The organism is Photobacterium sp. GB-50, assembly GCF_003026755.1.
GTDB lineage: Bacteria > Pseudomonadota > Gammaproteobacteria > Enterobacterales > Vibrionaceae > Photobacterium.
Genome location: NZ_PYNX01000002.1, coordinates 150,696 through 174,822, shown reverse-complemented (window position 1 = coordinate 174,822; position 24,127 = coordinate 150,696). Strand labels below are relative to the sequence as shown.

Sequence of the window (24,127 nt, the reverse complement as noted above, 5' to 3'; positions counted from 1 at the left end):
AATACTATGAACAAGCATTTTTTATCGATCATTATAGCTGCTAGCTTGGGACTAACAGGATGTGGTGGCGACAGCAAAACAACGGGCGCCCCTACGATTGATCCCGATACTGCTGACAGCCTAAATGCAGAAACAAAAGTCAACTTTGATATTATCTCAAATCCAAGCTCGCCAGTTATTGTCACGCCGACCTATTTAGCGATGGATAGCTATGATGGCACTATTGCGACAGATGGTAGTAACCTGACAAGTGATAATGAACAAAATAGTGAATACCTCACGGACATTAGTAACCCATCCGTAGCATTAGGTAAAATTGACGGTTGGGGGACATTAGAACCGATTACTATTAACTTCACTGGTAATAACCTTACAACAGAGCCATCTCCAGATAGTTTTGTGATGATTGAATCTTTTGATCCAACATCAACAACAGACTCAACTGCACCTTCGACCTTAGAATATGGTATTGACTATGTGGTTTCAACTCAGGGTTCATCCTTAGTTATTTCACTCTTAAAGCCTCTAAAATCATCATCTAATTATATGTTTGCTGTAACAAACTCTCTTAAAGATGAAAAAGGAATGGCTGTTGGAACATCTGGAAGTTATGCGGTATTGAAAGCTAGTGGGACACCTCCCTCTCCAGCGCTAATACCAGCACAAACAATCACTCACGCTACAGAAAATACAATTACATCCACAACAGGAGTAAATAAAGATAAGATAATTTTCTCTACATGGTTTACAACAGAATCAGTTGGCGACGGGTTATATGCAGCTAAAGCCGCTATCGCTTTATCAGCAGAAGCTGTTGCTTCAACTACAAGTGCTACTGGTCCAGGAAATGCATCTTCACTTTGGGGAAGTGATATCAATACAACTTCACTATTTAGCTTTACGATGCCTACCCTCGATACATCATTTGATACACTATTTAATTCAGGTGTAAAAAAATATACAGGTACTGTAAAACTGCCTTATTTTCTTGGTGCTAATACCACCCCTGATGAGTTCCTCACACAAACATGGAAAAGTGCAACGCCTAGTCTCGCTAAAATATTAAATGTGGTTAGTCGACAAGACACAACCAGTGCTATTTTGTTAGCCCAACTTGCTGAACTTAATATTACTGCTGAGGAGTTAGCATATTTAGCAGAAAACCCACAAGATAACGCTGCGCAATTATCCATAATTCAAAAACTACTCAATACAAAGCTCTATTTGGATCAAGATAAAACTCAGCAACTTGACGCTGAGCGTCTAATTACTAAGTTCAGTCCAGCCCCACAACTAAGGTCAGTGGCAGATGTTCCCTACAACTTATACATGCCAGCAACAACTGCTAACTGTAGTGATCCATCAAATATTCCAGTGAGCATTTTTGGTCATGGCTTTACCAGCAACAATGATAGTGTTGATTATTACTCAGCAGTTACATTAGCTTCAAATTGCCAAGCCATAATTAGCATAGACCTGCCACTTCATGGTGATAGATGGAATCCTGCGTTTGGCGATGACAGTGTTCAAAGTCTTGCTTATATGAACCTTCAACGTCTTCCTGTAGCAAGAGATAATATTCGTCAATCAGTTTCTGATTTAATGAGTTTACGTGCCGCGCTTGGCCTGCTATTCGGTACTAAAGCAAAGCTTTCTCAACCTGATATTGATGGTCTTTATGGTGAGTTAGGAAAATTATCTTTAGTTAATGACTCAAAGTCTGGTGTTGGGTATCTTGGTGTTTCACTTGGCGGTATCGTTGGTATTGCTTATACCGCAACAATGGAAAAACCAGTATTACCTGATAATCCTGAAAAAGAAGCGATGTTATTTGGTGTAACTCGAAGTCATGTTGATGTTCCAGGTGGTGGAATAGCTTACTTTTTATTCAACTCAGATGAGTTTGGCGGTACGATTCAATCAAGTCTAAAATCTAGCGAGGGCTATACAGCCTTTAAAGAAAGTAGCTGTGAAAATTTAGATGAGAACACATGCGATAAGATATTTTTCAATACTTTTGCGTATGCTGCTCAAAGCGTCCTTGATACAACAGATCCCGCTAACTTAATCAACGATATTTCAACTACTCCAGTTTATTTATCCATGGCACAAGGAGATACTGTTATTCCTAATGGGCCATTTGGCAGTGATAAAGTATTAGCATCCCAAGTCGCAGGTACCATACCTATGATTCAATATGGTGGTTTTAATATTCTATCTGGAGAATCAACAGAAACTACTGGTAAGCGGGCTGTGCTTTATAAACAAGCCAATAGTTTTCATGGAGCACTACTAACCCCCCCACAAGGAAATTTAGAATCTTTTGCAGCATCAATTGCAGACATGCAGGCTAATTCAATATCGTTTTTATCTAATGGGTCATTACCTATTGCTGAGCCAAGCTTTATTTACCAGCTTGACTAGCTAATTGCAGTAACTCTATAACCAAAGGCTAGCATTCTGCTAGCCTTTTTATTGCCTGATAATCCATTCTGTAACCTCCTTTTAAGTGATTTAAAATCATACAACCTCAATAAAATGTGCGGCAAAACACATTTTGTCCTCGACATGTGCAAAAAATTAAGCAAACTGATAAAAACGGTGTTATTTCACCCCTCTATTTCTGTGATTATGTACTCACTTTGAAACAGTCAAATTCGTGTAGTTCACAATTACCCAATAAAACGGATGGATCGAAGCTTTATGAACCCTGTAGTTATAGCGGTATGTATCATGCTGATACTCGCATTAATGCGAGTGAATGTGGTGGTCGCGCTAACCTTTAGTGCCATTGTTGGCGGCCTTATTGGTGGAATGTCTCTCACTGATGCGGTATCAGCCTTTGAAGGTGGTCTTGGTGGCGGTGCAACCACAGCGCTAAGTTATGCCATGCTCGGTACGTTTGCCGTTGCAATCTCACGCTCTGGTATTACTGATATCTTAGCACAAAAAGTGATCAAGAAAATCAGTGGGCATGATAACGCCGCGGCTGCAACGGGCGTCAAATACAGCGTTCTTATCATTCTAGTCTTACTTGCCATTTCTTCTCAGAACGTTATTCCGGTACATATTGCTTTCATCCCAATTGTTATTCCGCCACTACTACATGTCTTTGCTAAACTGAAGTTAGATCGTCGTCTAATTGCTTGTGTACTGACATTTGGTCTAGTTACGCCATACATGGTGCTACCTATTGGCTTCGGTGGTATTTTCTTAAATAACATCTTATTAAAAAACCTACACGATAACGGTTTAGATGTCGTAGCAAGTCAAGTACCTGTCGCAATGATCCTACCTGCATGTGGCATGCTATTTGGTTTACTTCTTGCAACCTTTGTCAGCTACCGTAAACCTCGCGAATATTCTGTTGAGAAAATTCTTGCCAGTGAGCCCGAGAAAAAAGAAATCGACATGCGTCATGTCTATGTCGCAGTTGCCGCTATTTTTGCTGCACTAGGCGCACAATTATACAGTGGCTCGATGATCATCGGTGGCCTTGTTGGCTTTATGGTGTTTACTTTCACGGGCGTCATTAAGTGGAAAGAAACCCATGATGTGTTTACCAAAGGTGTTCATATGATGGCGATGATCGGCTTTATTATGATTGCAGCAGCAGGGTTTGCAGCCGTCATGAAAGCAACTGGCGGGGTTGAAACCTTAGTGAATTCTCTTGAAGCTGTGATTGGTAATAACAAACCTCTTGCTTCACTGCTAATGCTGGTTGTGGGCTTATTAGTCACCATGGGGATCGGTTCTTCGTTCTCCACCATTCCAATTCTAGCCACAATTTACGTACCGCTTTGTCTATCTTTTGGTTTCTCACCAATGGCAACCATTGCGATAGTAGGTACTGCAGCGGCATTAGGTGATGCGGGCTCTCCAGCATCAGATTCAACCTTAGGTCCAACATCAGGTTTGAATGCGGATGGTCAGCACGATCATATTTGGGATTCGGTTGTACCAACATTCATCCACTATAACTTGCCATTAATTGGATTTGGTTGGTTAGCATCTATGGTGCTATAAGCCTTTCCTTAGCGACAAAAAAACCGCCGAATTTGGCGGTTTTTTTATTGCCTAAAAGTGATAGACTTCAAAATCATATCACCTTAAAACAATTGGCGTTACAGAAGAATTACTCTGCTGAAGCTGCGTCGCGACGTGCTGCTGCTTCTTTAATTAGTGGCTGAAGCTCACCTTTTTGGAACATCTCAAGAATGATGTCACAACCACCGATCAACTCACCTTCAATCCATAATTGTGGGAATGTTGGCCACTGTGCGTAAATTGGAAGTTCAGCACGGATATCTGGATTTTGCAGAATATCAACGTATGCAAACTTTTCGCCACAGCCCATTAGCGCTTGAGACGCTTGAGATGAGAAACCACAGCTTGGTAGCTTAGGTGAACCTTTCATGTAAAGTAGAATTGGGTTTTCAGCGATCTGCTGCTTGATCTTGTCGATAGTTTCCATAGCTTCCTCGTACAACTTTAATAGTAATTACTTAAACCCTACCATTCTACTTGGTTATCGTCACCAATAAAAATACTTTCCCGCACCTAACCGACTGCTTTTAATTCAATCTTTAATCAGAGCATCATTTAACCTTTATAATTAAAAGGTTATTGACGATTCCTCTAACGAGGTATAGGGTATTTTTTTATAGCCAAGTCTTTTAATAAAGAAAAAACTTGCTAAAATAAAACGGTCAGATTCAAAAAATAAATTAAGTAAGCCTCGATGCTTACTGGAAGCAATAATGTCGTGGCAAACGCCACCAAACCAATATGGAGAATTGAGCAATGGCATTTGAATTACCAGCTCTACCTTTCGCAATGAACGCTCTTGAGCCACACATTTCTCAAGAAACTCTAGAGTACCACTACGGTAAGCACCACAACACTTACGTTGTTAAGCTTAACGGCCTTGTTGAAGGTACAGAGCTTGCTGAAAAGTCACTTGAAGACATCATTAAAACTTCAACTGGCGGTGTATTTAACAATGCGGCTCAAGTTTGGAACCACACGTTCTACTGGAACTGTTTAGCGCCTAACGCTGGCGGCGAACCGACAGGTGAAGTAGCAGCAGCAATCGAAAAAGCATTCGGTTCTTTCGCTGAGTTCAAAGCTAAATTCACAGATTCAGCAATCAACAACTTCGGTTCTTCTTGGACTTGGTTAGTGAAGAACGCTGACGGCTCTCTAGCTATCGTTAACACTTCTAACGCTGGTTGCCCAATCACAGAAGAAGGCGTAACACCGCTACTAACTGTTGATCTATGGGAACACGCTTACTACATCGACTACCGCAACCTACGTCCAAGCTACATGGATGGTTTCTGGTCACTAGTAAACTGGGATTTCGTTGCTAAAAACCTAGCAGCATAATTGCTCATAAAATAAGCGCAAACCCAAAATTAAAGCCGTAAATAGAAGCATCTATTTACGGTTTTTTTGTATCTGAATTCCTATCAGCTAAATTAGAAATATAACCGACATCCAAACAGATATGCACCAAGATGCAATAATAAGCTAACCATTAACTGACAATTCATATGGCTATTTAATATAAATTAACTAAGATTGACACCCTTATCCTGAAATAAGAGAGTTATACGACGTGCACTACAAAAAGTTATCCCCACTCCTATTTACCCTTATGGCTTTAACAATATCGAACTTTGCTCACGCAAAAGATGACGAGAAACAACAAGCAGTTCCTGTTACTGTCGAGCCAATCTCTACCAAAGAGTTTGTCGCTACATTAAATGAAGTAGGTAAAATCAATGCGATTGATTTTGCTGAACTCACATTCAGTACTCCCGGTAAACTTGTTGCCATAAACTTTAAAGATGGTGATGTGGTTAAAAAAGGTCAACTAATCGCAAAACTAGATAGTAGTAAAGCAAAAGCTGATTTAGATAAAGCGGCAAGTTCTTTAACTACAGCAAGAAACAAAGTAAAACGTGTTGCTGAGTTAAATAGAAAACAACCTGGCGCATTATCTAAGCAAGATTTTGAAGAGCTTCAAGATGCCGCGAACCTTGCAGCGGCCGATTACCGCCAGCAACAAGCCATTTTGAAAGATTATGCCATTACCGCTCCTTTTGATGGTGAACTGACCAACTTCACTAAATCAGCAGGAAGTATGATTGATGCAACAACACCTCTGGTAAGTATTTATAACCTCAACCCTGTTGAAGTCTCCTACACCATTAGCCAAAACGATCTTGGTAAAGCAGTAAAAGGCCAGCCCATCACTGTGACTGTTGAAGCATACAAGGATATGATATTTAACGGTATTGTTGATTACGTCGCACCAGCCGTTAATAAAAACACGGGGCGTGTGGCTATTCATGCTCGTATCGAAAACCCAGATCATATTCTAGCACCCGGTATGTTTGCTCAAGTGAGCCAAATGGTTAATGGTCGAACTAATCGAATTGTCGCGCCACAAAACGCGATTCTTGCTCATAATGAAGATCGTTACGTATGGGTCGTTGATAAAAATAATGTTGCTACTAAGCGTTACCTAACTTTAGGTAACAACCTTAATAATGGCTATGTAATTGTTGAAAAAGGCTTAAAGGTAGGTGACATTGTTGTTGTCACTGGTCATCAAAAAATTGATGATGAAACTTTAGTAAATATCATCAAGACTCAAGCATCAACAGCTGATGCACCTGCACAAGAGCAAAAAAAGAAAACAACCGATCCAGCAAAAGCAGGACAGGAAAAAACTAAATCAGTGAAGGAGCAGAGCAATGAGACTACCTGAAGTCTGTATTAAACATCCTGTTTTTGCTTCAGTGTTAAGTATTGCAATTATTCTTATTGGTTTGTTTTCTTTCCAAAAACTTGCAATTCAATATTTCCCTGATCACAACACGCCTAAAGCAACGGTTACCGCCAGTATTGATGGCGCTAGCGCAGACTTCATGTCACGAAATGTCGCAACACATTTAATTAATGCCGCAACAGGGTTAGAAAGCGTCGATATTATGACGACAGACTGTACCCAAGGTAAATGTACATTAAATGTAAAATTTAGCGATGGTATTACTGATGTTGAATATGCGAACTTAATGAATAAGTTACGTAGTAGCATTGAAGCTATCGTTGATTTTCCACCAAGTATGGTTGATAAACCGACGGTTACCGATGATTCCGGTGATAAGGGCTCAGCTAGTAACATTATTACCTTTATCAATAAAGGGAAGATGAGTTCGCAAGAGATGTACGACTTCATTGGCCAGCAAATCAAACCACAGTTTAGACATATTCAAGGTGTTGGTGGGGTATATGGACCGTATGGTGGTGCAGCAAAAGCTGTCCGTGTTTGGCTGAACCCAAACCGTATGATGGCACTCAATGTTAAGCCCGCTGATATTGTAACAACACTCAGTGCATACAGTTCATCATTCACAGTTGGTCAGATCGTTGGTGAAGCGCGTAATTTCCAAATTAACCCAGTGACTCAAGTAACCAGTGTTAAAGATGTACAAGATCTCGTTATCCGCGTCGATGATGGCAACATCATTCGCATCAAAGATGTGGCTGATGTCAAAATGGGTGAAAATAGCCTGACACCAAGCAAACTTAAAGTGAATGGTGAAACTGCAATGTCACTGCAGGTGCTACCACTGAAAAGTGAGAACCCGGTTGATGTAGCTGCTCGTGTAAAAGCTGAAATCACCAAGATGCAGCAACACTTGCCAGATGGCTTAGAAATGAAGATGGTCTATAACCAAGCCGATTTCATTCAAGAATCTATCGACCAAGGCTTCCATACCCTCTTTGAAGCTATCGTTTTAGTATCCGTAATTGTGGTACTTTTCCTTGGTTCACTGCGTATTGCATCAATCCCAATTATCACTATCCCTGTATGTATTATTGGTGTTTTTGCAGTAATGTCATTTCTTGGTTTCAGCATTAACGTGCTGACTATTTTAGCCATTATTCTTGCGATCGGCCTTGTGGTTGATGATGCTATCGTGGTGGTTGAAAATTGTTATCGCTATATAGAAGAAGGTGAAACACCGCTTAATGCCGCCATTAAGGGCAGTAATGAAATTATCTTCCCAGTAATAGCAATGACAATGACCCTTGCAGCGGTTTACCTGCCTATTGGTTTAATGTCAGGTATGACAGCTGATCTGTTCCGCCAATTTGCTTTTACTCTTGCAGCATCAGTGATCATCTCAGGTATGGTTGCATTAACACTGTCACCGATGATGTGTGCGTATTTAATTAAACCGGTAGCACAACAACCTAAATGGTTTGCTGCAATTGATAAGCAGATTCACAAACTATCACTAGGTTACACGAAACAATTATCTAAATGGTTTGATCGTAAAGCATTGATGGGGGGTATTGCACTGGCACTTATCGCACTTTCGGGTGTTGCGGTATGGTCGATGCCACAAGTATTGTTGCCAATAGAAGATACTGGCTTTATTGATGGTAGTTCAGAAGCACCGACCGGTGTCGGTCGTCGTTATCATATTAAGCATAACTCTGAGCTAAATACGGTTATGGAAGATAACAAAGATATTGCTGCGAATTTATCTTATATCGAAGCAACACCATCCAATCATATTTTACTCGAACCTTGGGGCAAACGTACTAAACCGGCAGATGAGATCGTAGCTGAGTTAACTGAAAAAGCAGCAAGTACTCTGTCTGCATACAGTATGTCATTTAGTGTGCGCTCTGCTGATGGTCTAAATGCAGCAACCAATTTGAAACTGCAGCTTAAAACCGTTAATCGAGATAATACAAAGCTTAATGACACCGCTAACCGTATCGTTAAAAAGTTAAGTGAGTATAAAGGTTTAACGCGTGTTAAAAGCTCATTACTTCGAGATCAACTGCGATATGACTTACGCATTGACCGTAACGCAATCATCTTGTCAGGCGTGGCTTATACTGACGTAACCAATGCACTATCGACCTTCCTTGGCTCATTGAAAGCGGCAAACTTACAGGCTGATGACGGCTATACCTACCCTATTCGCGTTCAAGTAAACCGTAAAGATCTGGGTAATTTTGATATTATCGATAAGCTTTATGTAGCGTCAGAATCGGGACAAAATATTCCTTTGTCTGAATTCGTTTCAATTAAAGCAGTAACATCTGAGTCCAGTTTTAAAACTTATATGGGACAAAATAGTGCTGAGATCACAGCGACATTAATGCCAGGTTATACTGCGAGTGATGTCCGTAATTACATTGATGAAAATGTACCTGAGCTACTTGATGACTCACAGAGCTATGCCTACGACGGTGTGGTTAAAGAATTAATGGACTCACAAGATGGTACACAAACGTTATTCTTAATGGCGCTCATTTTCATCTATCTGATCTTAGCTGCGCAATTTGAAAGTTTCGTTGATCCACTGATCATCCTTCTTACCGTTCCTTTGTGTATTGTAGGCGCTGTTTTGACCCTCTGGGTCTTTGGTCAAAGCCTCAATATTTACTCACAAATAGGCTTATTAACCTTAGTCGGATTGGTCACTAAACATGGGATCTTGCTGGTTGAATTTGCCAATGAGCAACGTAAGCATGGTAAAACTGCCATTGAGGCGGCAATCCATAGTGCTCGCTCACGTTTACGTCCAATTTTAATGACATCATTAACCATGATTTTAGGTGCTCTACCCCTGGCATTTGCATCAGGTCCTGGCTCATTAGGTCGCGTAAATATTGGTTTGGTCTTAGTGGGAGGATTAACCGCCGGCACATTTTTCTCACTATTTCTTGTTCCAGTTGCTTATGTCGGGATGAGTAGATTAAGAGAAAAAGACGTACTAAAAACCATCTTAAGTGGCCGTGGTTTCCGTCAACGAAAATAACACTAAATCAACGTTGCTATAAGTAAAAACGCCTGCATCACTGCAGGCGTTTTTTTATTTTCAACTAACGAATATTATGCTTTTTCAGAAAGGATAATACGCAGTGTACGACGAAGTGGCTCAGCAGCACCCCATAGTAGCTGATCACCAACAGTAAAGGCGTTCAGGTAATCATCACCCATCGCAAGTTTACGAAGACGACCAACCGGTACCGATAGTGTACCCGTTACTTTAGCAGGGCTTAACTCTTGCACTGTTACATCACGATCATTCGGGATAACTTTTACCCAATCATTATGTGATGCAATCATTTCTTCGATTTCATCTAGCGGTACATTTTTCTTCAGCTTTAATGTTAGTGCTTGGCTGTGACAGCGCATCGCACCAATACGTACACAAGTACCATCAATTGGGATTGGAGAATCCTCTAAACCAAGAATTTTGTTCGTTTCAACAGACGCTTTCCATTCTTCTTTGCTTTGACCATTTTCACGCTTCACATCGATCCAAGGGATCAAAGAACCGGCTAATGGCGCACCAAACTCTTGTGATGGGAAATCGCTTGAACGTAAGGTATCTGCCACTTTACGGTCAATATCAAGAATCGATGTTGATGGATTCGCGAGCTCGCTTGTCACTGAATCGTTAATCACACCCATTTGGCTGATCAACTCACGCATGTTCTTAGCACCCGCACCAGAAGCTGCTTGATATGTTTGTGACGTCATCCACTCAACAAGTCCTGCCTTATATAGGCCACCGACAGCCATCAGCATTAAGCTAACTGTACAGTTACCACCAACATACGTATTGGTACCATTGTGAATACCTTGCTGAATTTGATCAAAGTTAACAGGATCAAGTGTAATAATTGATTCTGGCTTCATACGTAATGTTGATGCCGCATCAATCCAGTAACCTTTCCAGCCTGCTTGACGTAACGCTGGGTACACTTTTTCAGTGTAGCCACCACCTTGACAGGTAATAATGGCATCAAGTTTTTTTAAGCTTTCTAAATCAAAGGCATCTTGCAGCATGCCTGCATCTTTACCTAAATTAGGCGCTGGAATACCAATCTGAGAGGTTGAATAGAATACAGGGTCAATTAGTTTAAAATCACCCTCTTCGACCATACGTTGCATCAGTACAGAACCGACCATACCACGCCAACCAACTAAACCTACTTTCATCATTTGCTACTACACTCCCTGTCGTAATTTAACGGCTGCTGTTTCCATCTATAGAGATTTAAAGGCTTAAAAACAAGCATAATTTTAATATCCACTTCAAAATACTATCGCAAAAAAGAGTAACAATCTTTGTTAATTTATCGATATTTGAATTTCTTATTACTGGTATTAGTTATTTTTATAAGTTCAAAAATGCAACAGCAAAGAAGAATAAAACAGCAAAAAGGCTTAAAAACTAGTACTTAATGTATGTTTTTAACTCTAAATATGAAATTAAACATTCAAGACCATATAATTCAATTAAATACATATCTTTGAAAACCCCCGACTATCCTGATAATCTCTCTAACCTAACTTTATTGGATATATTATTTATAAACTGAGTGTATTTTGGTTTTTTAAACTAATTTAAACATTATCTTTATGTTTTGAAATAAATAACCAGAATAATAAAACCAATATACAAACACAAAATAAAAACCATTATTTAACAAAACAAACACAAAAAAAGCAGCACTTTTGCTCATCTTTTAAAGCAAAAGACTCAGGTCACATATAGAAACATTATTTATCGCGGTTTTAAGGCTAGCTGCTACAGTAGCCGAAGTTTGTTACAAGCTGTGATGCATGTGATTTATTAACCAGTATAGAAATATTCATTACTGACTTTGGGCTAGCAGCTCATTTACAGGTACGATAAACAAGGTTAGAAGTATGGAAAAACAGACTGTCGTGAAACTACCCTCGTTGATGCAAGTTCTTGTTGCTCTCGGTATTTTCCTTGCACTAGCATTCTCATTTACCGCTAAGTTAAATTTACCTATTCAACTAGCACTCTACATCGGCTGGTTCATTATCATTGGGTTAGGTATAAAACTAGGCCATGATTACAAATCATTAGAAAAAGCCGCCACAAAAGGTATTGCTAATGGTCTCGGTGCCGTATTAATTCTGCTTGCGGTTGGTGCGCTTGTGGGTACTTGGATTGCAGGTGGTATTGTTCCAACCATTATTTACTACGGTCTAAAAGCCATCCACCCATCCATTTTCTTGTTAGCAACAATGATCATTTGTTCATTAACAGCGTTAGCAACCGGTACTTCTTGGGGTGCAGCAGGTACGGCAGGTATCGCTATGATGGGGATTGGCCAAGGTTTAGGTATTCCCGCTCCTATGACTGCTGGTGCTGTTCTTTCTGGCTGTTACTTCGGCGATAAAATGTCACCACTATCAGATTCTGTGATCTTGGCATCTTCTATGTCTAACGTTGAAATCATGGAACATATCAAAGGTATGCTGCCTATCTCACTGATCAGTTACGTGATCACGGCCATTCTATTTACTGTTGTGGGTTACCACTACTCAGGCAATGTAGATATGACGCAAGTTGATTCAGTGATTCAAGCAATGGATAAGCAATTTGTTATCTCACCATTGTCTTTTATTCCTGTGGCTATTGTCTTGGTGTTACTGGCTTTACGCTTACCATCATTCCCTGTTATTACACTAGGTTCTCTATTGGGTATTATTTGGGCAGTGATGATCCAAGGTATGGATCCTTTAGTTGCCTTTAATACTGCATGGGCACCATTTTCTATTAGCTCTGGTGTTGAGTTTATTGATGCGATCCTAAACCGTGGTGGTATGTCGTCAATGCTTGGCTCAGTCGCCGTGATCATCTTCGGTCTTGGTTTTGGTGGTCTATTAGATAAGGTCGGTGTACTGCAAACTATTGCCCGTCTTTTTGAAAAACGCGTAAATTCCGCAGGTAGCCTATCCGTTTCCACTATTGCTACTGCTTTTCTAGGTAACGTATTTGGTTCTGCGATGTATGTTTCGCTGATCCTTACACCTAAAATTTGTGCAAAAAATTACGACCGTCTAGGCTACCAACGTAAGAACCTTTCTCGTAACGCTGAGTTTGGTGGTACGTTGACCTCAGGTATGGTGCCGTGGAGTGATAACGGTATTTATATGGCAAGCATTTTAGGTGTTGCTACGTTCTCATACGCACCATTTATGTGGTTAAGCTTCGTTTGTATTATCGTAACCATTGTCTGTTCATTCATGGGGTGGTTTGTGGATCGCTGTCCACCAGCATCAGAAGCCCAATTAGCACAAGATGATGAAGAAGAAGCACTTGCTGTTAAACAGTTAACTTCATAATATTTATTAAGCATAAAGAATAAGCCCCATTATATTAGCCAATATAATGGGGCTTATTTGTTTCTATACCTATTACTCATTTCGTCGTTCAACCCTTCCTTCCGTTACAAAAAAATCAATAATAACCTCGAGTTCCCCTCGCTGCGTGTAGTCATTGTCTTTATTCACTAAAACCGTGCATAAACAGGTACATACTCATACCTTTTCCTTAATAGCGCATCGTGACGTAACGGATTTAGATCTTGTCATTATGGCGCCTGCTATCTACCTCATGGGTTCACAAGTTCAATACATGGGACGTATCATGGGGCCTATTGGTACTGAAGGTCGTTATATCCCAGTTATGATTGCAATTTCGGTGCTAAATGCCTTCGCTGCTATGTTTGTGATGAATATCTTAGTGTGAATATTTAACTTGCCGTGGGCCCTTTCACGGCAAGCCTTTTCATAGCATGAACTTTTCATAATAGCGCTGCATATTTGCTTTTATTCTTCACCTTTTGATCATTACACAGCCCTTATTTGGAGCTTTATATGTCTTTTTCTCTTGATGCTTACTTAGAAGAACTTCGTCCTTTAATCAATATTGACTGCGGTACGCTAACCGTTGACGGTATTAATGCTATTGCTGAGACCATGGCAAAAAAATACCAAGATCTGGGATGGCACATTAAACGTGTCGATTGTGGTATTGCAGGAACTGGCCTAGAAATTCGTAACAAACCTGAAGCCGACCATATTGATGCCATGCTGATCGGCCACATGGATACCGTATTTCCTGTTGGTACAGCAGCTGCTCGCCCAATGACAACCGATGAAACAAAAGCTTATGGCCCCGGGGTTTCTGATATGAAATCAGGGTTATTAAATATTGTTTACGCACTACGTGGTTTAGATCAGCAGATCTTAGATAAACTTTCTATCTGTGTATGCATGAACCCAGATGAAGAAATTGGCTCATTACATTCTGAAGCATGGCTTAAAAGTGTCGCCGTTAATGCAAAGCATGTTTTCGTCGCTGAAGCGGCTCGCGCTGACGGCTCTTTAGTTAAAGCCCGTAAAGGTATGGCACGCTATCGCTTAAGCTTCCATGGTAAAGCAGCACATGCAGGAAATGAACCTGAAAATGGCCGTAGTGCAATCAGTGAGATGGCACACTGGATCATTGCGATCAATGAGCTAACCAATTTCGTTTCTGGTACTACTTTTAATGTGGGTGTAGTTAAAGGGGGAGCTGGTGCCAATATTGTGGCTGATTTTGCTGAAGCGATTGTTGATGTACGTTTCTGGGACAACGATGAGTATGCAGCCGCAGATCAGAAAATTCGTGCACTGTGTGATACTCCTTTTACTCCGAACATCACAGTTATTGCTGAGCGTGAAGCGCATAAACCATCGATGGTGCCAAGCCCACAAACAGAGCGATTAATGGCACAAGTTGAAGCGATCGGTAAAGACTTGGGTATTGATATTACGTGGCAAGCCGTCGGTGGTGGATCTGATGCAAACCTAACTGCAGTGTTAGGTGTTCCAACATTAGATGGTCTAGGTCCTATTGGTGCAGGTTTCCACAGTGCTGATGAATGGCTAGATCTCACTTCGATTGAGCCGCGTATCCGTTTATTACAACGTATTTTAGAAAAGTTAGCAGCGTAAAAACAACAAAAGGCTGCATCAATGCAGCCTTTTGTTCTCTTTGGATGTAGCTAACTCCACCCGTAGAGAACAACACAACCCGTTCAAGTTTTCTTTGCTAAACCACTCCTGATTTAGCCCGTTTTTGTGAATATCTCGGCCTTTCCTGCTGATATCTGGGCACTATGTAAATTGTCTAATTTAAATTGTATAGCCCTAATTGGATGACGCCATAAGTAACGTGGAAATGTCCAACGTAACACATGGATCATTTGTAATCGTTTGGCAGATTGGTAGCAATGCCCAATACAATGCGAACAACTTGGCTTATCATCACCTAGTCGACAACCTGTTACGCGCTCCTCAACATACTCGATAAGACTTTCACATTCAGGACAAATAATTGCCCCACGGTGCAACGTTTTACAATATAGGCGAATCATCGCTTTCACTGCGTTCAGTTCACGTTGCGATCGAACTGAATGATTGTTTTGAACTATCATAGTGGCGTTATTATCCACTGGGGCCATAAAGATCCAATGATAAAGATCAATTTTTTCAAGAAATCGTAAATTTATAAGCAAATATCGAAATACGAGACAAAAAATTGATTAAAAGACATACTTTAATACATTGTTCAAAAAAAGAACTGAATGTGAAAATGACCTTCTACGCATTTTCATAAATACTTAAACTGGAGTTATACTCCAATCTTTATGTCTGTTGACGGAAAAGTACATCGCTTAAAGTAATACCTCTTAATCATTTATCACCTTTGTTGCTAATCAATATTGTTGAGGATTCTATGATTCCATTTTCTCTCGATTTAAAAACAATCAAAGCTGTTATTTTTGATTTAGATAACACCTTGGTTACTTCAAACATAAACTTTTCTCAGTTACGCAAACAACTAGGCTGTCCTCAAGATATCGATTTATTAAGTTATATTGAAACGCTTAACGCTGATCAAAAGATGCATGCCAATAATATTGTTTTTGAACATGAGCTTTCTGATGCAGAAAGCTCTTTTCCCATGATTGGCTGCCATGAACTACTGATATATTTACAAACAAATAAGATTAAAACAGCAATCATTACCAGAAACTGCTTGGCTGCAACCCACAGAAAACTCATTCAGAATCAAATCAGTGTTGAACGTGTAATTACCCGCGAATGTTTTCCACCGAAACCCAATCCAGCCTCTTTAGAATCATTAGCAAAGGATTGGGGACTGATGAGTAATGAAATACTTTACGTTGGTGATTATTTTTATGACTTGCAAGCAGCTTATAACGCTAGGATGCCGTCTTGCTTGGTCCATCATGGTAAGGCGTTAGCGTTTAGTGATGCAGCGTCATTAGCTTTAAATGAGCTAAGCGATTTACTTGTTCAATTTCAATCAGTAAAGAAGAACTAACAAGACCATCATAAAGATAGTCTTGTTAAATCAGTTATCATCATCAGCGACTTAGTGGGTGACAAATGTTGCCATTTGATGATTAAGTTCAGTAACTTGTTCTTTTACCTTAGAAGACGTTTCTGCTGCACTTTGACTATGATTGGATACCTGATTTACAGAATCAGTAATATCTGCCATGAGTACGGTAATTGAATTTGTTGCATGTGATTGCTGCTCTGCGGCTGCGGCAAGCTCTTCCATTTGACCATTTAATTGGCTAATTTTTGTTGTCGTAGAGAGTAAACGTGACACTGCTTTTTCAATATGTTCCGCGCCTTGATCGGCAAGAGATTGGCTACTATCAATTTCTTCAACCACAGCGTGTGTAGAGTGTCGAATCGCATTAATGATATCGTTAATCTCTGTCGTCGATTGGGTTGTTCTGGTTGCTAACATTCGAACTTCGTCTGCTACCACAGCAAAACCTCTGCCTTGATCTCCAGCTCTTGCAGCTTCAATAGCGGCATTAAGTGCGAGTAAATTCGTCTGCTCAGCTAAGCCTTCAATCACTTCCGTCACCCGGCCAATCGCTTCACTTTCTTTACTTAATCGCGTTACCTGAGTGCTCGCCGTAGCAATATTGTTGTGCAAGGTTTCCATTGTAATTTTATTTTGCTCAAGTGCATCACGCCCTAACTCAATTTCTCCTTTGGAATCTGACAACTTTTGTACCGATAACGTAACCTGTTCTAACGTATTGTCTGTGGCAGAAGCGATTTCTTCTAGTTGGTTTCCCATCTGCTCAATGCTCGCTTGTTGGTGCACCACATTCGATGATGTGACATGTGCAGAAGTCAGCAACTCTTCCATGCTTACATCAACTTGTTGAGCTTTATCAGTAACACCAGAAACAATTTCTGACAGTGAAGCATTCATTCTATTTATTGACTCAGTTAAAACGGCCAACTCATCATTCCCAACGACTTTAAGAGGAGGTTGAGATACATCACCAAAAGCAATCGTCTTTGCTCTCTCAGACAGTAATGAAATACGGCGACCAATGGTATTTCCCATATACTTTGAGATAGCAATTGCCGAACTAACAATTAATACAATGGCAATACACATAGTCGTTAGTACATTTTGAATTGATTGATTAATTCCTTGCCCGCTTTGATCTGCACGTTGTTGCTGTGCTTGCACTACCGTTTCTAAACTCTGCTCAAGGGCTACGGCTGAAGGTAACAGCTCATTTGCCATGAGTTGATTTGATTTATTCCATTCTGGTGAAAGGCGAAGGGCTATTACATTCTCCGCTAAAGGAAAGTAAAGTTGCTGCATCTCTTTAAAAAGCGCCCATAAGGATGCATGCTCTTCCGTTAATCGATCTAACTTTTTATCAATTTCAGCCACTGATTTTTTATGTGACTCAATGAGATCTCGATACTTATCTAAGTACTCTTGTTGTCCGTATAACAAAAAATCGCGAAGTGAAGCCAATGCATTTGCTAGTGATACATAACTGTCAGCATAAACCTTAAAGAGTCTTTTTCTCTCACCGCCAAACGGGTTACTGGACTCTTCATTAATCAAACTTTGGATCTGATCTAATGCGACCTCAGCAATAGGTGCCGCTTCATTAATGAAAAGGTTATGGGCGGGTAAATTTTCACGGCTATGGCTTAAAACAAGCAATTGATTCAATGATTTTTTAACAGATTGCCATTGTTCTTGAATGGTGTTGAACTTTTGTGCTGAAATCAACGTTTGAAGCGTTGGCAAAGACTCATCAATAGAAGCAATCGTCTTGTGAACATCCTTATTCAATTGTTGGCTATGCTGATCATCACCTCCCAATAACATATAAGCACGGATAGAAGATAGCGATGCTTGTACCGATTGCTGTATACCTCGGCTCGTATCGACGGTCGGTATATCAGAAGTCAGCAAAGAAGATGCATATTGTTCAACCGTCGATATATTGCGATAGGTAAATACCGAAGAAACAATAAAAAGCAATGCCAATAAGGCAAAGCTCAGTTGTAACTTCCTTGATATCGTAAGTTTCATCCATAAACTCCTGATAAAAATATTAATAAAATATAGCTAAATTTTACAAATTGTTAAATGAAACAATAAAAATAATTAACATTTATCCGAATTTAGAGATCTACTGCAAATTGCTTTTTTATAGAACGAGTTATATAAAAACAAAACGCCATAATTTTGACGCTTCAATACCATGCTGAGGCTAAAGAAAATAATCAAACGTGAGAAGAGATTAAGACGTGTTTTTGAGTATTACGATAAGTAAATAGAGAACAGAGTAACATGTTCAACATCGGCCATACTTTCAACGAAAAAGAGAATGGTATGGCCGATATCGCTTATAAAGATTAATTATCCGAGTTTAAACGACGTAATAGCTGATCTTTTAAATTCGGCGGTGTGCCTTTAATGGTTAACGTATCTGTTTCTGGATCATAGAAAATACGCTCACCCAACAACATACTGTCGAAATTAAGCGTCATACCACCGCCAGAGCCAACAAATTTCGTAAGTTTACGCATTGCTGTGCGATCGGCAGGAAAGCTTTCTTCTAACTCATAACCTTGCTTTGACGTGAATTCATAAAAGTTTGTACCGTCGTCTGAGGTCGGTAATTCACCTGCAAGTTCTTTTACCGCGACTTCATCACCCGCTTGCAGTTGGCTATTACAGTAATCATAAACCTGCTTACGGTATTGCTGTTTTTCTTCTTTATCTAAACGTGAATCAGCACAGAAATCTTCCACAGCTTGCATCAGCACTTGGTTTTGCTCTTTCACATCTAAACCAACATCTGCTTGCATAAAGTCTAAGAAAAAGTCTGCAATTTTTCGCCCCACACGCCCTTTCGCGAACGTTAAGTAACGCTTAGATTCAGGGTCGGTTTCCCATGAAGACAGATCAATACGCGCAACAATATCCATTTTGGCAATATCAAGGTAGTCAGTCGCACTAATACTTAATTGCTCAGTTACTTTCATACTGTGACAGGTCGGTAACATACCAATAAACAGGTAATCTGTTGCTAATGACTGGTATTCCGCCATCACAACCGTACCTGCTTCAGCAAAAGGATATTTAGCCAATTCTGTTTGTAAACGCTTAACCGCCATATCTGAAAACGTTAAGAAATCTAATTCGCCTTGACGGAATTGCTTCAGCCAATGAGAAAACTCACTGTCTTGAGCAAAAAGTGCAAAACCTTTCGCCCCCTTACTGCTGTAAATTCGATGGAGTTCAGCCACGAGATCTTCAGTCGATGCGTCGTTCTCAAGAGTCTGATTTCTTAGATGTATTTCTAGTTCATCTTGGTCGTTTTTTGTCAATTGATGAAGAATGACATTAGAAAGTGTTAGGCTCATAATGAAAAGGTTTTCAAGAAAAGTGAACTCTAGGTTATCATAAGTCGCTTATGTAAACATTAAACAAGATTTCTTATGCCAATTACTTCAAAATACAGCACTAAACAAGTTGAACAAATCATTGATGACATGTTCGATGTACTTGAAAAACATAAAACATCACCAGAATTAGCACTGATGGTTGTTGGTGATATTGCAACCAATATTATTAACGCGAATGTGCCGGCTGCTCAACGCGCAGTGATTGCAGAAAAATTTGCTAAAGCTCTGCAGACCTCAATTAAAAAAGACTAAGTTTAATAGTCATATTAAACTTGCATTGAAGACTGAGAAGAATTGACATTTATGGTCGCCAGCGGAAATACCTACAAAGAGAAAGTCTCACAGCTGATTAGCTGGGGACATTGGTTCAGTTTCTTTAATATCATCGCAGCCATGCTATTGGGCACGCGATATATTACACATTCAGACTGGCCAGCAACGCTGATCGGGCAACTTTACCTTTTATTAAGTTGGGTTGGTCATTTCGGTTTTCTTGTTTTTGGCATTTATATTCTCATTATATTTCCAGCTAGCTTTTTGATCCCCTCGCAACGTTTAATGCGTTTATTTGGGGTATTAATCAGCACCGTTGGTTTAACCGCCCTATTGCTTGATACCTATGCTTATCAAACCGTAGATTTACATTTAAGCCCTTTAGTATGGGATTTATTGTTAAGTGGCGATAAGACAGAATTAAATGCCAGCTGGCAATATCTATTTGTCGTTGTTCCAGTCATATTCCTCTTTGAGCTAATGTGCTCAGAGTGGGTATGGCGCAAACTTAGAAAGCTAACCCGTAAACATGTTGGCGGCCCTATCGCACTTGTTTTTGGGGTTTGCTTTCTAGGTAGCCATCTCATTTACATCTGGGCGGATGCAAACTTATACCGTCCCGTTACGATGCAACGTTCTAATTTCCCATTTTCTTATCCGATGACGGCAAAAACCTTCATGGAAAAGCATGGTTTATTAGATCGACAAGAATATGCTAAACGTCGTGCAGAGCAAGGCGTGCAAAACAGTGAATTTGTTCGCTATCCGATCAGTAAGTTAAGTTTTAATGATCAAGGCACAGACCAAAATCTGCTGATCATTATGGTTGATAGTCTACGCAGTGATATGTTGACATCAACGGTTATGCCTAACTTAACGGCATTTGCTCAAAACAATCTGAATTTCACCAATAACTACAGTTCAAGTAATAGCAATTCGACTGGCGTATTTGGCCTGCTATATGGCTTACCAAGTGGCTATATCAATAGTATTCGCGCTGAGAAAAAATCACCGGTATTACTCAATACTCTTCAAGAACGCGGTTATCATTTTGGTTTATTCAGTGGCGAGAATTTTGATTTACCGATTTATCGTGAAGCTATTTTTGCCAATACTAAACTGGCAGTAACAGATTCACGACACTCTCATGACATTGAAAGTGATTCTCATGCAATAAAAGATTGGGATCATTGGTTAAATAAACAAAAACAAAATCAACCATGGTTTAGCTTCCTTGAATTGACCTCTGTTCAACAGTTTAAAGAAGGTGAACATTATAAACCTCGCTTCACTCCGTCATTAGGCAGCAATGCCATTAATGAAAAAGGGGTCGATTCCACATTGCTGCTCAAAAATAGTTACCGTAATGCGGCGTATCATATTGATGAAATGCTTGGACGTGTGTTTGCTCAGTTAGAAGCAAAAGGTGATATGGCAAATACCATCGTGGTGATTGCCTCTAACCACGGCACTGAATTTAATGAGACAGGTAACAACACTTGGGGCTCTGGCAGTAACTACAGCCAATACCAAATAAAAGTACCGCTGATCATTCACTGGCCAGATCATTCTGCGCAAGAAGTGACACGCTTAACCAGTAATTTAGATCTGGTACCGACACTGATGGAATCATTACTTAATGTCGCTTCAGCGAGCTCAAATTACAGTTCAGGTGTGAGTTTATTTGATAACAATAATACTCGTCGTTGGTTATTAGCTGGAGATGATTCTGATATTGTCGTTGTTCAAAATAAACAAACAACCGTGGTTGATAAATATGGTAATTACAATGTCTACGATAAAAATTACCAATTAGAAGACGAAGGCAAACCAAAGCTTTCAACACTAATGCAGGTCATGAATGAATTAAAACGTTTCTATGAACCGAACCGTAATCAAGATAATGACAAGTAATTATTTATCGTAAACTAAAAATAAGAAGCAGCGTTAATTAATCGCTGCTTTTTATTTATCAGTGGTAATCATCCCTTGCATCACTATAACAATGGTTAAATCCATCTTGCCAACCATTAAAATACTTACCTTGCTTTGCCATTCGTTCAGGATCACGTCTAAACCCCTCTCTATGCATCATTTCATCAAGCTTTCTGCTGTGACACCCATCTTGATAACCATCAAGATAAGGGCGTGTAAAACCTAACTCAGAAAGCTGTTGATGACGACTTGTCGTGCATCCCGTTAATATAAAATATAAACAAACATAAAAGAAAAGTGGGTAAGACTTCATTATTAACACTCACCTAATATTGTTTACACTTCACAATTATTCACTATAAATATAATTGCATTTCACATAAGTATAGTGGTGAAAATCACTTTTTCATGTCTAAATAAAAAGACAGTTTAAGCCTCGATCTGATCGCATTTTTAACGCTTAATTTCAATAACAGTACAATTTTGTGGGTTATATCGCGCCTATTTATCAATGAATCGTTAAAATATAAACTGTTATAAATATTAAAAATGAATTAGGCTCAATTGGAATATATCCTTTAATGAAGAAGCACGTTGATCTTTTTTATCAAAACATTACAAAGCAATGGGGGAATGCGCATAGCTTACGTACCATATGTGAACTAACTTGCCGTAATCTTATGGAGTTTTTTAACGTCCATCATTGCCAGCTTGTTGTGGCTTATAAAGGACATTGGCAGTCTCTCGTGCAGCAGAATGAAGCCGGTATCCAGTATAGTTTTCCACCTGTTGTCATTTCAGAAGAAACACATGCCGATATTTACCAATCACTTTTAGGGCAAAACAGCACACAACCTTTCACTACTTCTAATTCTGGTTTTCATCGAGTGTGGCTGCCACTACAACGTCGTGAACAACGTATCGGCTGGCTAATTATAGATTTTCCTCATACCGTGAAAGTAGATATTGGGGCATTTAGTCAATTGTGTACACTCCTTGCCACTGAAATTGATGCCAACCTTTTATCGCCAACAATTAAAACAGAAAATAGCTCTCGCCGACATGTAGATCAAGAATTAAGAAACAGCCAATACGAACAAGATCTACTACTTGAGCAACTCCAAGCTATGCATAGTATTTCTTTCATGCTATGGCGAACAAAATCAATCAAAGAAATGCTCTTTATTGCCGTTGATGAAGGAAAAAAACAACTCGAAATCGATCGTATGGCAGTCTTTCTATTTGATAAAGAATACCGCATGCATGGTACCTATGGTACTGATATTGCTGGCAATACTATTGATGAATATTATTTTGAGTCAGTGATCCCAGAACAATGGTACGCCGCACGAACACTTGAAGAAAAAGAATACCTCGCGGTTCAAGAAAACACCCCGCTTTATCACGATTTAAAGCAGGTTGGCTTTGGCTGGAGTGCCTATATTGCCTTATGGGATGAAGATACCCCAATAGGTTGGATTGCTTGCGATAATCTGTTAACAGGTCGCCCTTTCCGTACTTATCACCACCAGTTATTAAAACAATACGGATTTATCATTTCGCAGCATCTCGTTCGTCATCAGGCTGAAGATCGTCTCAAACGGCTCAATAGAGATCTCGAAAAGCGCGTACTTACCCGTACTGAAGAGCTTAATAACGTTAATAAGATGCTGGAAAAAATTTCTCGTCTTGATCCATTAACCAATATCGCTAATCGTCGCGTATTTGATAAGTCGATTGCAGATGAATGGCGTCGAGCTGAAAGACATCAGTTGCCTATTTCTTTATTAATCATGGATATTGACCACTTCAAGCAATATAACGATCATTTAGGCCATGACGCGGGTGACCTCTGCTTAAAGAAAATAGCTCACGGGCTAGCTGATATTGAAAGACGTGCAGGGGCGTTATTTGCTCGTTTCGGTGGTGAAGAGTTTGTTTTATTACTTCCAGGTCAAGACAGTAAAGCCGCTGTTTTTTCTGCGAAAAAGATCTTAACCACAATGAATGAAATGGCATTGCCTTTCCCGCAGAACGAAGAGTCAGAAACGAAAAAAAATCCGATAGTCACCCTCAGTATTGGTGTGAGCTCTATGGTACCGACTCAAGGCAGTAGTTATAAAATGCTATTTAATACTGCTGATAAGGCCTTGTACCGCGCAAAAGATGAAGGGCGAAACTGTTACAGACTCTTACTCTAGTTTCAATACAAAGTGGCGA

18 protein-coding genes are annotated in these 24,127 nt (G+C 39.8%); 12 read left to right on the top strand and 6 right to left on the bottom strand.

Annotated features, from left to right (window positions below; all coding sequences use genetic code 11):
• The first annotated feature begins 6 nt into the window (after nucleotides 1–6).
• Nucleotides 7–2,424 carry a VolA/Pla-1 family phospholipase gene (locus C9J41_RS03495; protein WP_107294231.1) on the top strand — a complete coding sequence of 806 codons (2,418 nt, stop codon included), beginning with the start codon at nucleotides 7–9 and terminating at the stop codon, nucleotides 2,422–2,424.
• A gap of 279 nt (nucleotides 2,425–2,703) precedes the next feature.
• Nucleotides 2,704–4,026: a Na+/H+ antiporter family protein gene (locus C9J41_RS03490; RefSeq protein ID WP_107206139.1), complete on the top strand. Its 1,323-nt coding sequence runs from the start codon at nucleotides 2,704–2,706 to the stop codon at nucleotides 4,024–4,026.
• Between the two features lie 109 nt (nucleotides 4,027–4,135).
• Here the strand turns inward: C9J41_RS03490 and C9J41_RS03485 are convergent, their stop codons facing one another.
• On the bottom strand, nucleotides 4,136–4,474 hold the full coding sequence (locus tag C9J41_RS03485) for a Grx4 family monothiol glutaredoxin (RefSeq protein ID WP_107206138.1): 339 nt from the start codon (nucleotides 4,472–4,474) through the stop codon (nucleotides 4,136–4,138).
• A 329-nt stretch (nucleotides 4,475–4,803) separates the two neighbouring features.
• Between C9J41_RS03485 and sodB the strand changes: the two genes are divergently transcribed.
• From sodB to C9J41_RS03465, 3 genes are all read left to right on the top strand, one after another.
• Nucleotides 4,804–5,388, top strand: coding sequence for a superoxide dismutase [Fe] (sodB, locus tag C9J41_RS03475; RefSeq protein WP_107206136.1), 585 nt, complete (start codon nucleotides 4,804–4,806; stop codon nucleotides 5,386–5,388).
• Nucleotides 5,389–5,620: 232 nt separating this feature from the next.
• Nucleotides 5,621–6,778, top strand: coding sequence for an efflux RND transporter periplasmic adaptor subunit (locus C9J41_RS03470; RefSeq protein WP_107294230.1), 1,158 nt, complete (start codon nucleotides 5,621–5,623; stop codon nucleotides 6,776–6,778).
• Nucleotides 6,765–9,857 carry an efflux RND transporter permease subunit gene (locus C9J41_RS03465; protein WP_107206134.1) on the top strand — a complete coding sequence of 1,031 codons (3,093 nt, stop codon included), beginning with the start codon at nucleotides 6,765–6,767 and terminating at the stop codon, nucleotides 9,855–9,857. The genes C9J41_RS03470 and C9J41_RS03465 overlap by 14 nt, the downstream gene beginning before the upstream one ends.
• 74 nt (nucleotides 9,858–9,931) lie before the next feature.
• Here C9J41_RS03465 and asd read toward each other — a convergent pair whose 3' ends face one another.
• Nucleotides 9,932–11,050 carry an aspartate-semialdehyde dehydrogenase gene (asd, locus tag C9J41_RS03460; RefSeq protein ID WP_158259666.1) on the bottom strand — a complete coding sequence of 373 codons (1,119 nt, stop codon included), beginning with the start codon at nucleotides 11,048–11,050 and terminating at the stop codon, nucleotides 9,932–9,934.
• A 711-nt stretch (nucleotides 11,051–11,761) separates the two neighbouring features.
• Between asd and nhaC the strand changes: the two genes are divergently transcribed.
• From nhaC to C9J41_RS03445, 3 genes are all read left to right on the top strand, one after another.
• Complete coding sequence (nhaC, locus tag C9J41_RS03455; protein ID WP_107206133.1) at nucleotides 11,762–13,213, top strand: Na+/H+ antiporter NhaC; 1,452 nt, start codon at nucleotides 11,762–11,764, stop codon at nucleotides 13,211–13,213.
• A 154-nt stretch (nucleotides 13,214–13,367) separates the two neighbouring features.
• A complete protein-coding gene (locus tag C9J41_RS03450; RefSeq protein ID WP_107245871.1) occupies nucleotides 13,368–13,619 on the top strand; it encodes a hypothetical protein in 252 nt (83 codons plus the stop codon).
• A gap of 128 nt (nucleotides 13,620–13,747) precedes the next feature.
• Entirely contained in the window at nucleotides 13,748–14,869 is a 1,122-nt protein-coding gene (locus C9J41_RS03445; RefSeq protein ID WP_107259690.1) for a M20 family metallopeptidase, read from the top strand.
• A gap of 113 nt (nucleotides 14,870–14,982) precedes the next feature.
• On the opposite strand, the gene C9J41_RS03440 is transcribed toward C9J41_RS03445, so the two are convergent.
• Nucleotides 14,983–15,378, bottom strand: coding sequence for a nitrous oxide-stimulated promoter family protein (locus C9J41_RS03440; RefSeq protein WP_233217614.1), 396 nt, complete (start codon nucleotides 15,376–15,378; stop codon nucleotides 14,983–14,985).
• A gap of 275 nt (nucleotides 15,379–15,653) precedes the next feature.
• On the opposite strand from C9J41_RS03440, the gene C9J41_RS03435 reads away from it, so the two are divergent.
• Nucleotides 15,654–16,265 (top strand): HAD family hydrolase, encoded by a 612-nt coding sequence (locus tag C9J41_RS03435; protein ID WP_107206131.1) that lies wholly within the window; start codon nucleotides 15,654–15,656, stop codon nucleotides 16,263–16,265.
• Nucleotides 16,266–16,316: 51 nt separating this feature from the next.
• On the opposite strand, the gene C9J41_RS03430 is transcribed toward C9J41_RS03435, so the two are convergent.
• Nucleotides 16,317–18,317 carry a methyl-accepting chemotaxis protein gene (locus C9J41_RS03430; RefSeq protein ID WP_107290484.1) on the bottom strand — a complete coding sequence of 667 codons (2,001 nt, stop codon included), beginning with the start codon at nucleotides 18,315–18,317 and terminating at the stop codon, nucleotides 16,317–16,319.
• Nucleotides 18,318–18,643: 326 nt separating this feature from the next.
• The gene (yejK, locus tag C9J41_RS03425; RefSeq protein ID WP_107206129.1) at nucleotides 18,644–19,657 is read right to left on the bottom strand and encodes a nucleoid-associated protein YejK; all 1,014 of its coding nucleotides are present in this window, start codon (nucleotides 19,655–19,657) and stop codon (nucleotides 18,644–18,646) included.
• A gap of 75 nt (nucleotides 19,658–19,732) precedes the next feature.
• Between yejK and C9J41_RS03420 the strand changes: the two genes are divergently transcribed.
• Nucleotides 19,733–19,951, top strand: coding sequence for a YejL family protein (locus C9J41_RS03420; RefSeq protein ID WP_045083319.1), 219 nt, complete (start codon nucleotides 19,733–19,735; stop codon nucleotides 19,949–19,951).
• 51 nt (nucleotides 19,952–20,002) lie between these two features.
• On the top strand, nucleotides 20,003–21,886 hold the full coding sequence (locus tag C9J41_RS03415) for a DUF3413 domain-containing protein (RefSeq protein ID WP_107294229.1): 1,884 nt from the start codon (nucleotides 20,003–20,005) through the stop codon (nucleotides 21,884–21,886).
• Nucleotides 21,887–21,944: 58 nt separating this feature from the next.
• Here C9J41_RS03415 and C9J41_RS03410 read toward each other — a convergent pair whose 3' ends face one another.
• Nucleotides 21,945–22,220: a hypothetical protein gene (locus C9J41_RS03410; protein ID WP_107206127.1), complete on the bottom strand. Its 276-nt coding sequence runs from the start codon at nucleotides 22,218–22,220 to the stop codon at nucleotides 21,945–21,947.
• Between the two features lie 268 nt (nucleotides 22,221–22,488).
• On the opposite strand from C9J41_RS03410, the gene C9J41_RS03405 reads away from it, so the two are divergent.
• Nucleotides 22,489–24,108, top strand: coding sequence for a GGDEF domain-containing protein (locus tag C9J41_RS03405; RefSeq protein WP_107294228.1), 1,620 nt, complete (start codon nucleotides 22,489–22,491; stop codon nucleotides 24,106–24,108).
• The last annotated feature ends 19 nt before the right edge of the window (nucleotides 24,109–24,127 follow it).

What these genes read in the sequence shown, in the direction of transcription:
- C9J41_RS03495 (WP_107294231.1), top strand. Translation starts at nt 7, where the DNA reads ATGAACAAGCATTTTTTATCGATCATTATAGCTGCTAGCTTGGGACTA.
- C9J41_RS03490 (WP_107206139.1), top strand. Translation starts at nt 2,704, where the DNA reads ATGAACCCTGTAGTTATAGCGGTATGTATCATGCTGATACTCGCATTA.
- C9J41_RS03485 (WP_107206138.1), bottom strand. Translation starts at nt 4,474, where the DNA reads ATGGAAACTATCGACAAGATCAAGCAGCAGATCGCTGAAAACCCAATT.
- sodB (WP_107206136.1), top strand. Translation starts at nt 4,804, where the DNA reads ATGGCATTTGAATTACCAGCTCTACCTTTCGCAATGAACGCTCTTGAG.
- C9J41_RS03465 (WP_107206134.1), top strand. Translation starts at nt 6,765, where the DNA reads ATGAGACTACCTGAAGTCTGTATTAAACATCCTGTTTTTGCTTCAGTG.
- asd (WP_158259666.1), bottom strand. Translation starts at nt 11,050, where the DNA reads ATGATGAAAGTAGGTTTAGTTGGTTGGCGTGGTATGGTCGGTTCTGTA.
- nhaC (WP_107206133.1), top strand. Translation starts at nt 11,762, where the DNA reads ATGGAAAAACAGACTGTCGTGAAACTACCCTCGTTGATGCAAGTTCTT.
- C9J41_RS03445 (WP_107259690.1), top strand. Translation starts at nt 13,748, where the DNA reads ATGTCTTTTTCTCTTGATGCTTACTTAGAAGAACTTCGTCCTTTAATC.
- C9J41_RS03440 (WP_233217614.1), bottom strand. Translation starts at nt 15,378, where the DNA reads ATGGCCCCAGTGGATAATAACGCCACTATGATAGTTCAAAACAATCAT.
- C9J41_RS03435 (WP_107206131.1), top strand. Translation starts at nt 15,654, where the DNA reads ATGATTCCATTTTCTCTCGATTTAAAAACAATCAAAGCTGTTATTTTT.
- C9J41_RS03430 (WP_107290484.1), bottom strand. Translation starts at nt 18,317, where the DNA reads ATGAAACTTACGATATCAAGGAAGTTACAACTGAGCTTTGCCTTATTG.
- yejK (WP_107206129.1), bottom strand. Translation starts at nt 19,657, where the DNA reads ATGAGCCTAACACTTTCTAATGTCATTCTTCATCAATTGACAAAAAAC.
- C9J41_RS03420 (WP_045083319.1), top strand. Translation starts at nt 19,733, where the DNA reads ATGCCAATTACTTCAAAATACAGCACTAAACAAGTTGAACAAATCATT.
- C9J41_RS03415 (WP_107294229.1), top strand. Translation starts at nt 20,003, where the DNA reads ATGGTCGCCAGCGGAAATACCTACAAAGAGAAAGTCTCACAGCTGATT.
- C9J41_RS03410 (WP_107206127.1), bottom strand. Translation starts at nt 22,220, where the DNA reads ATGAAGTCTTACCCACTTTTCTTTTATGTTTGTTTATATTTTATATTA.
- C9J41_RS03405 (WP_107294228.1), top strand. Translation starts at nt 22,489, where the DNA reads ATGAAGAAGCACGTTGATCTTTTTTATCAAAACATTACAAAGCAATGG.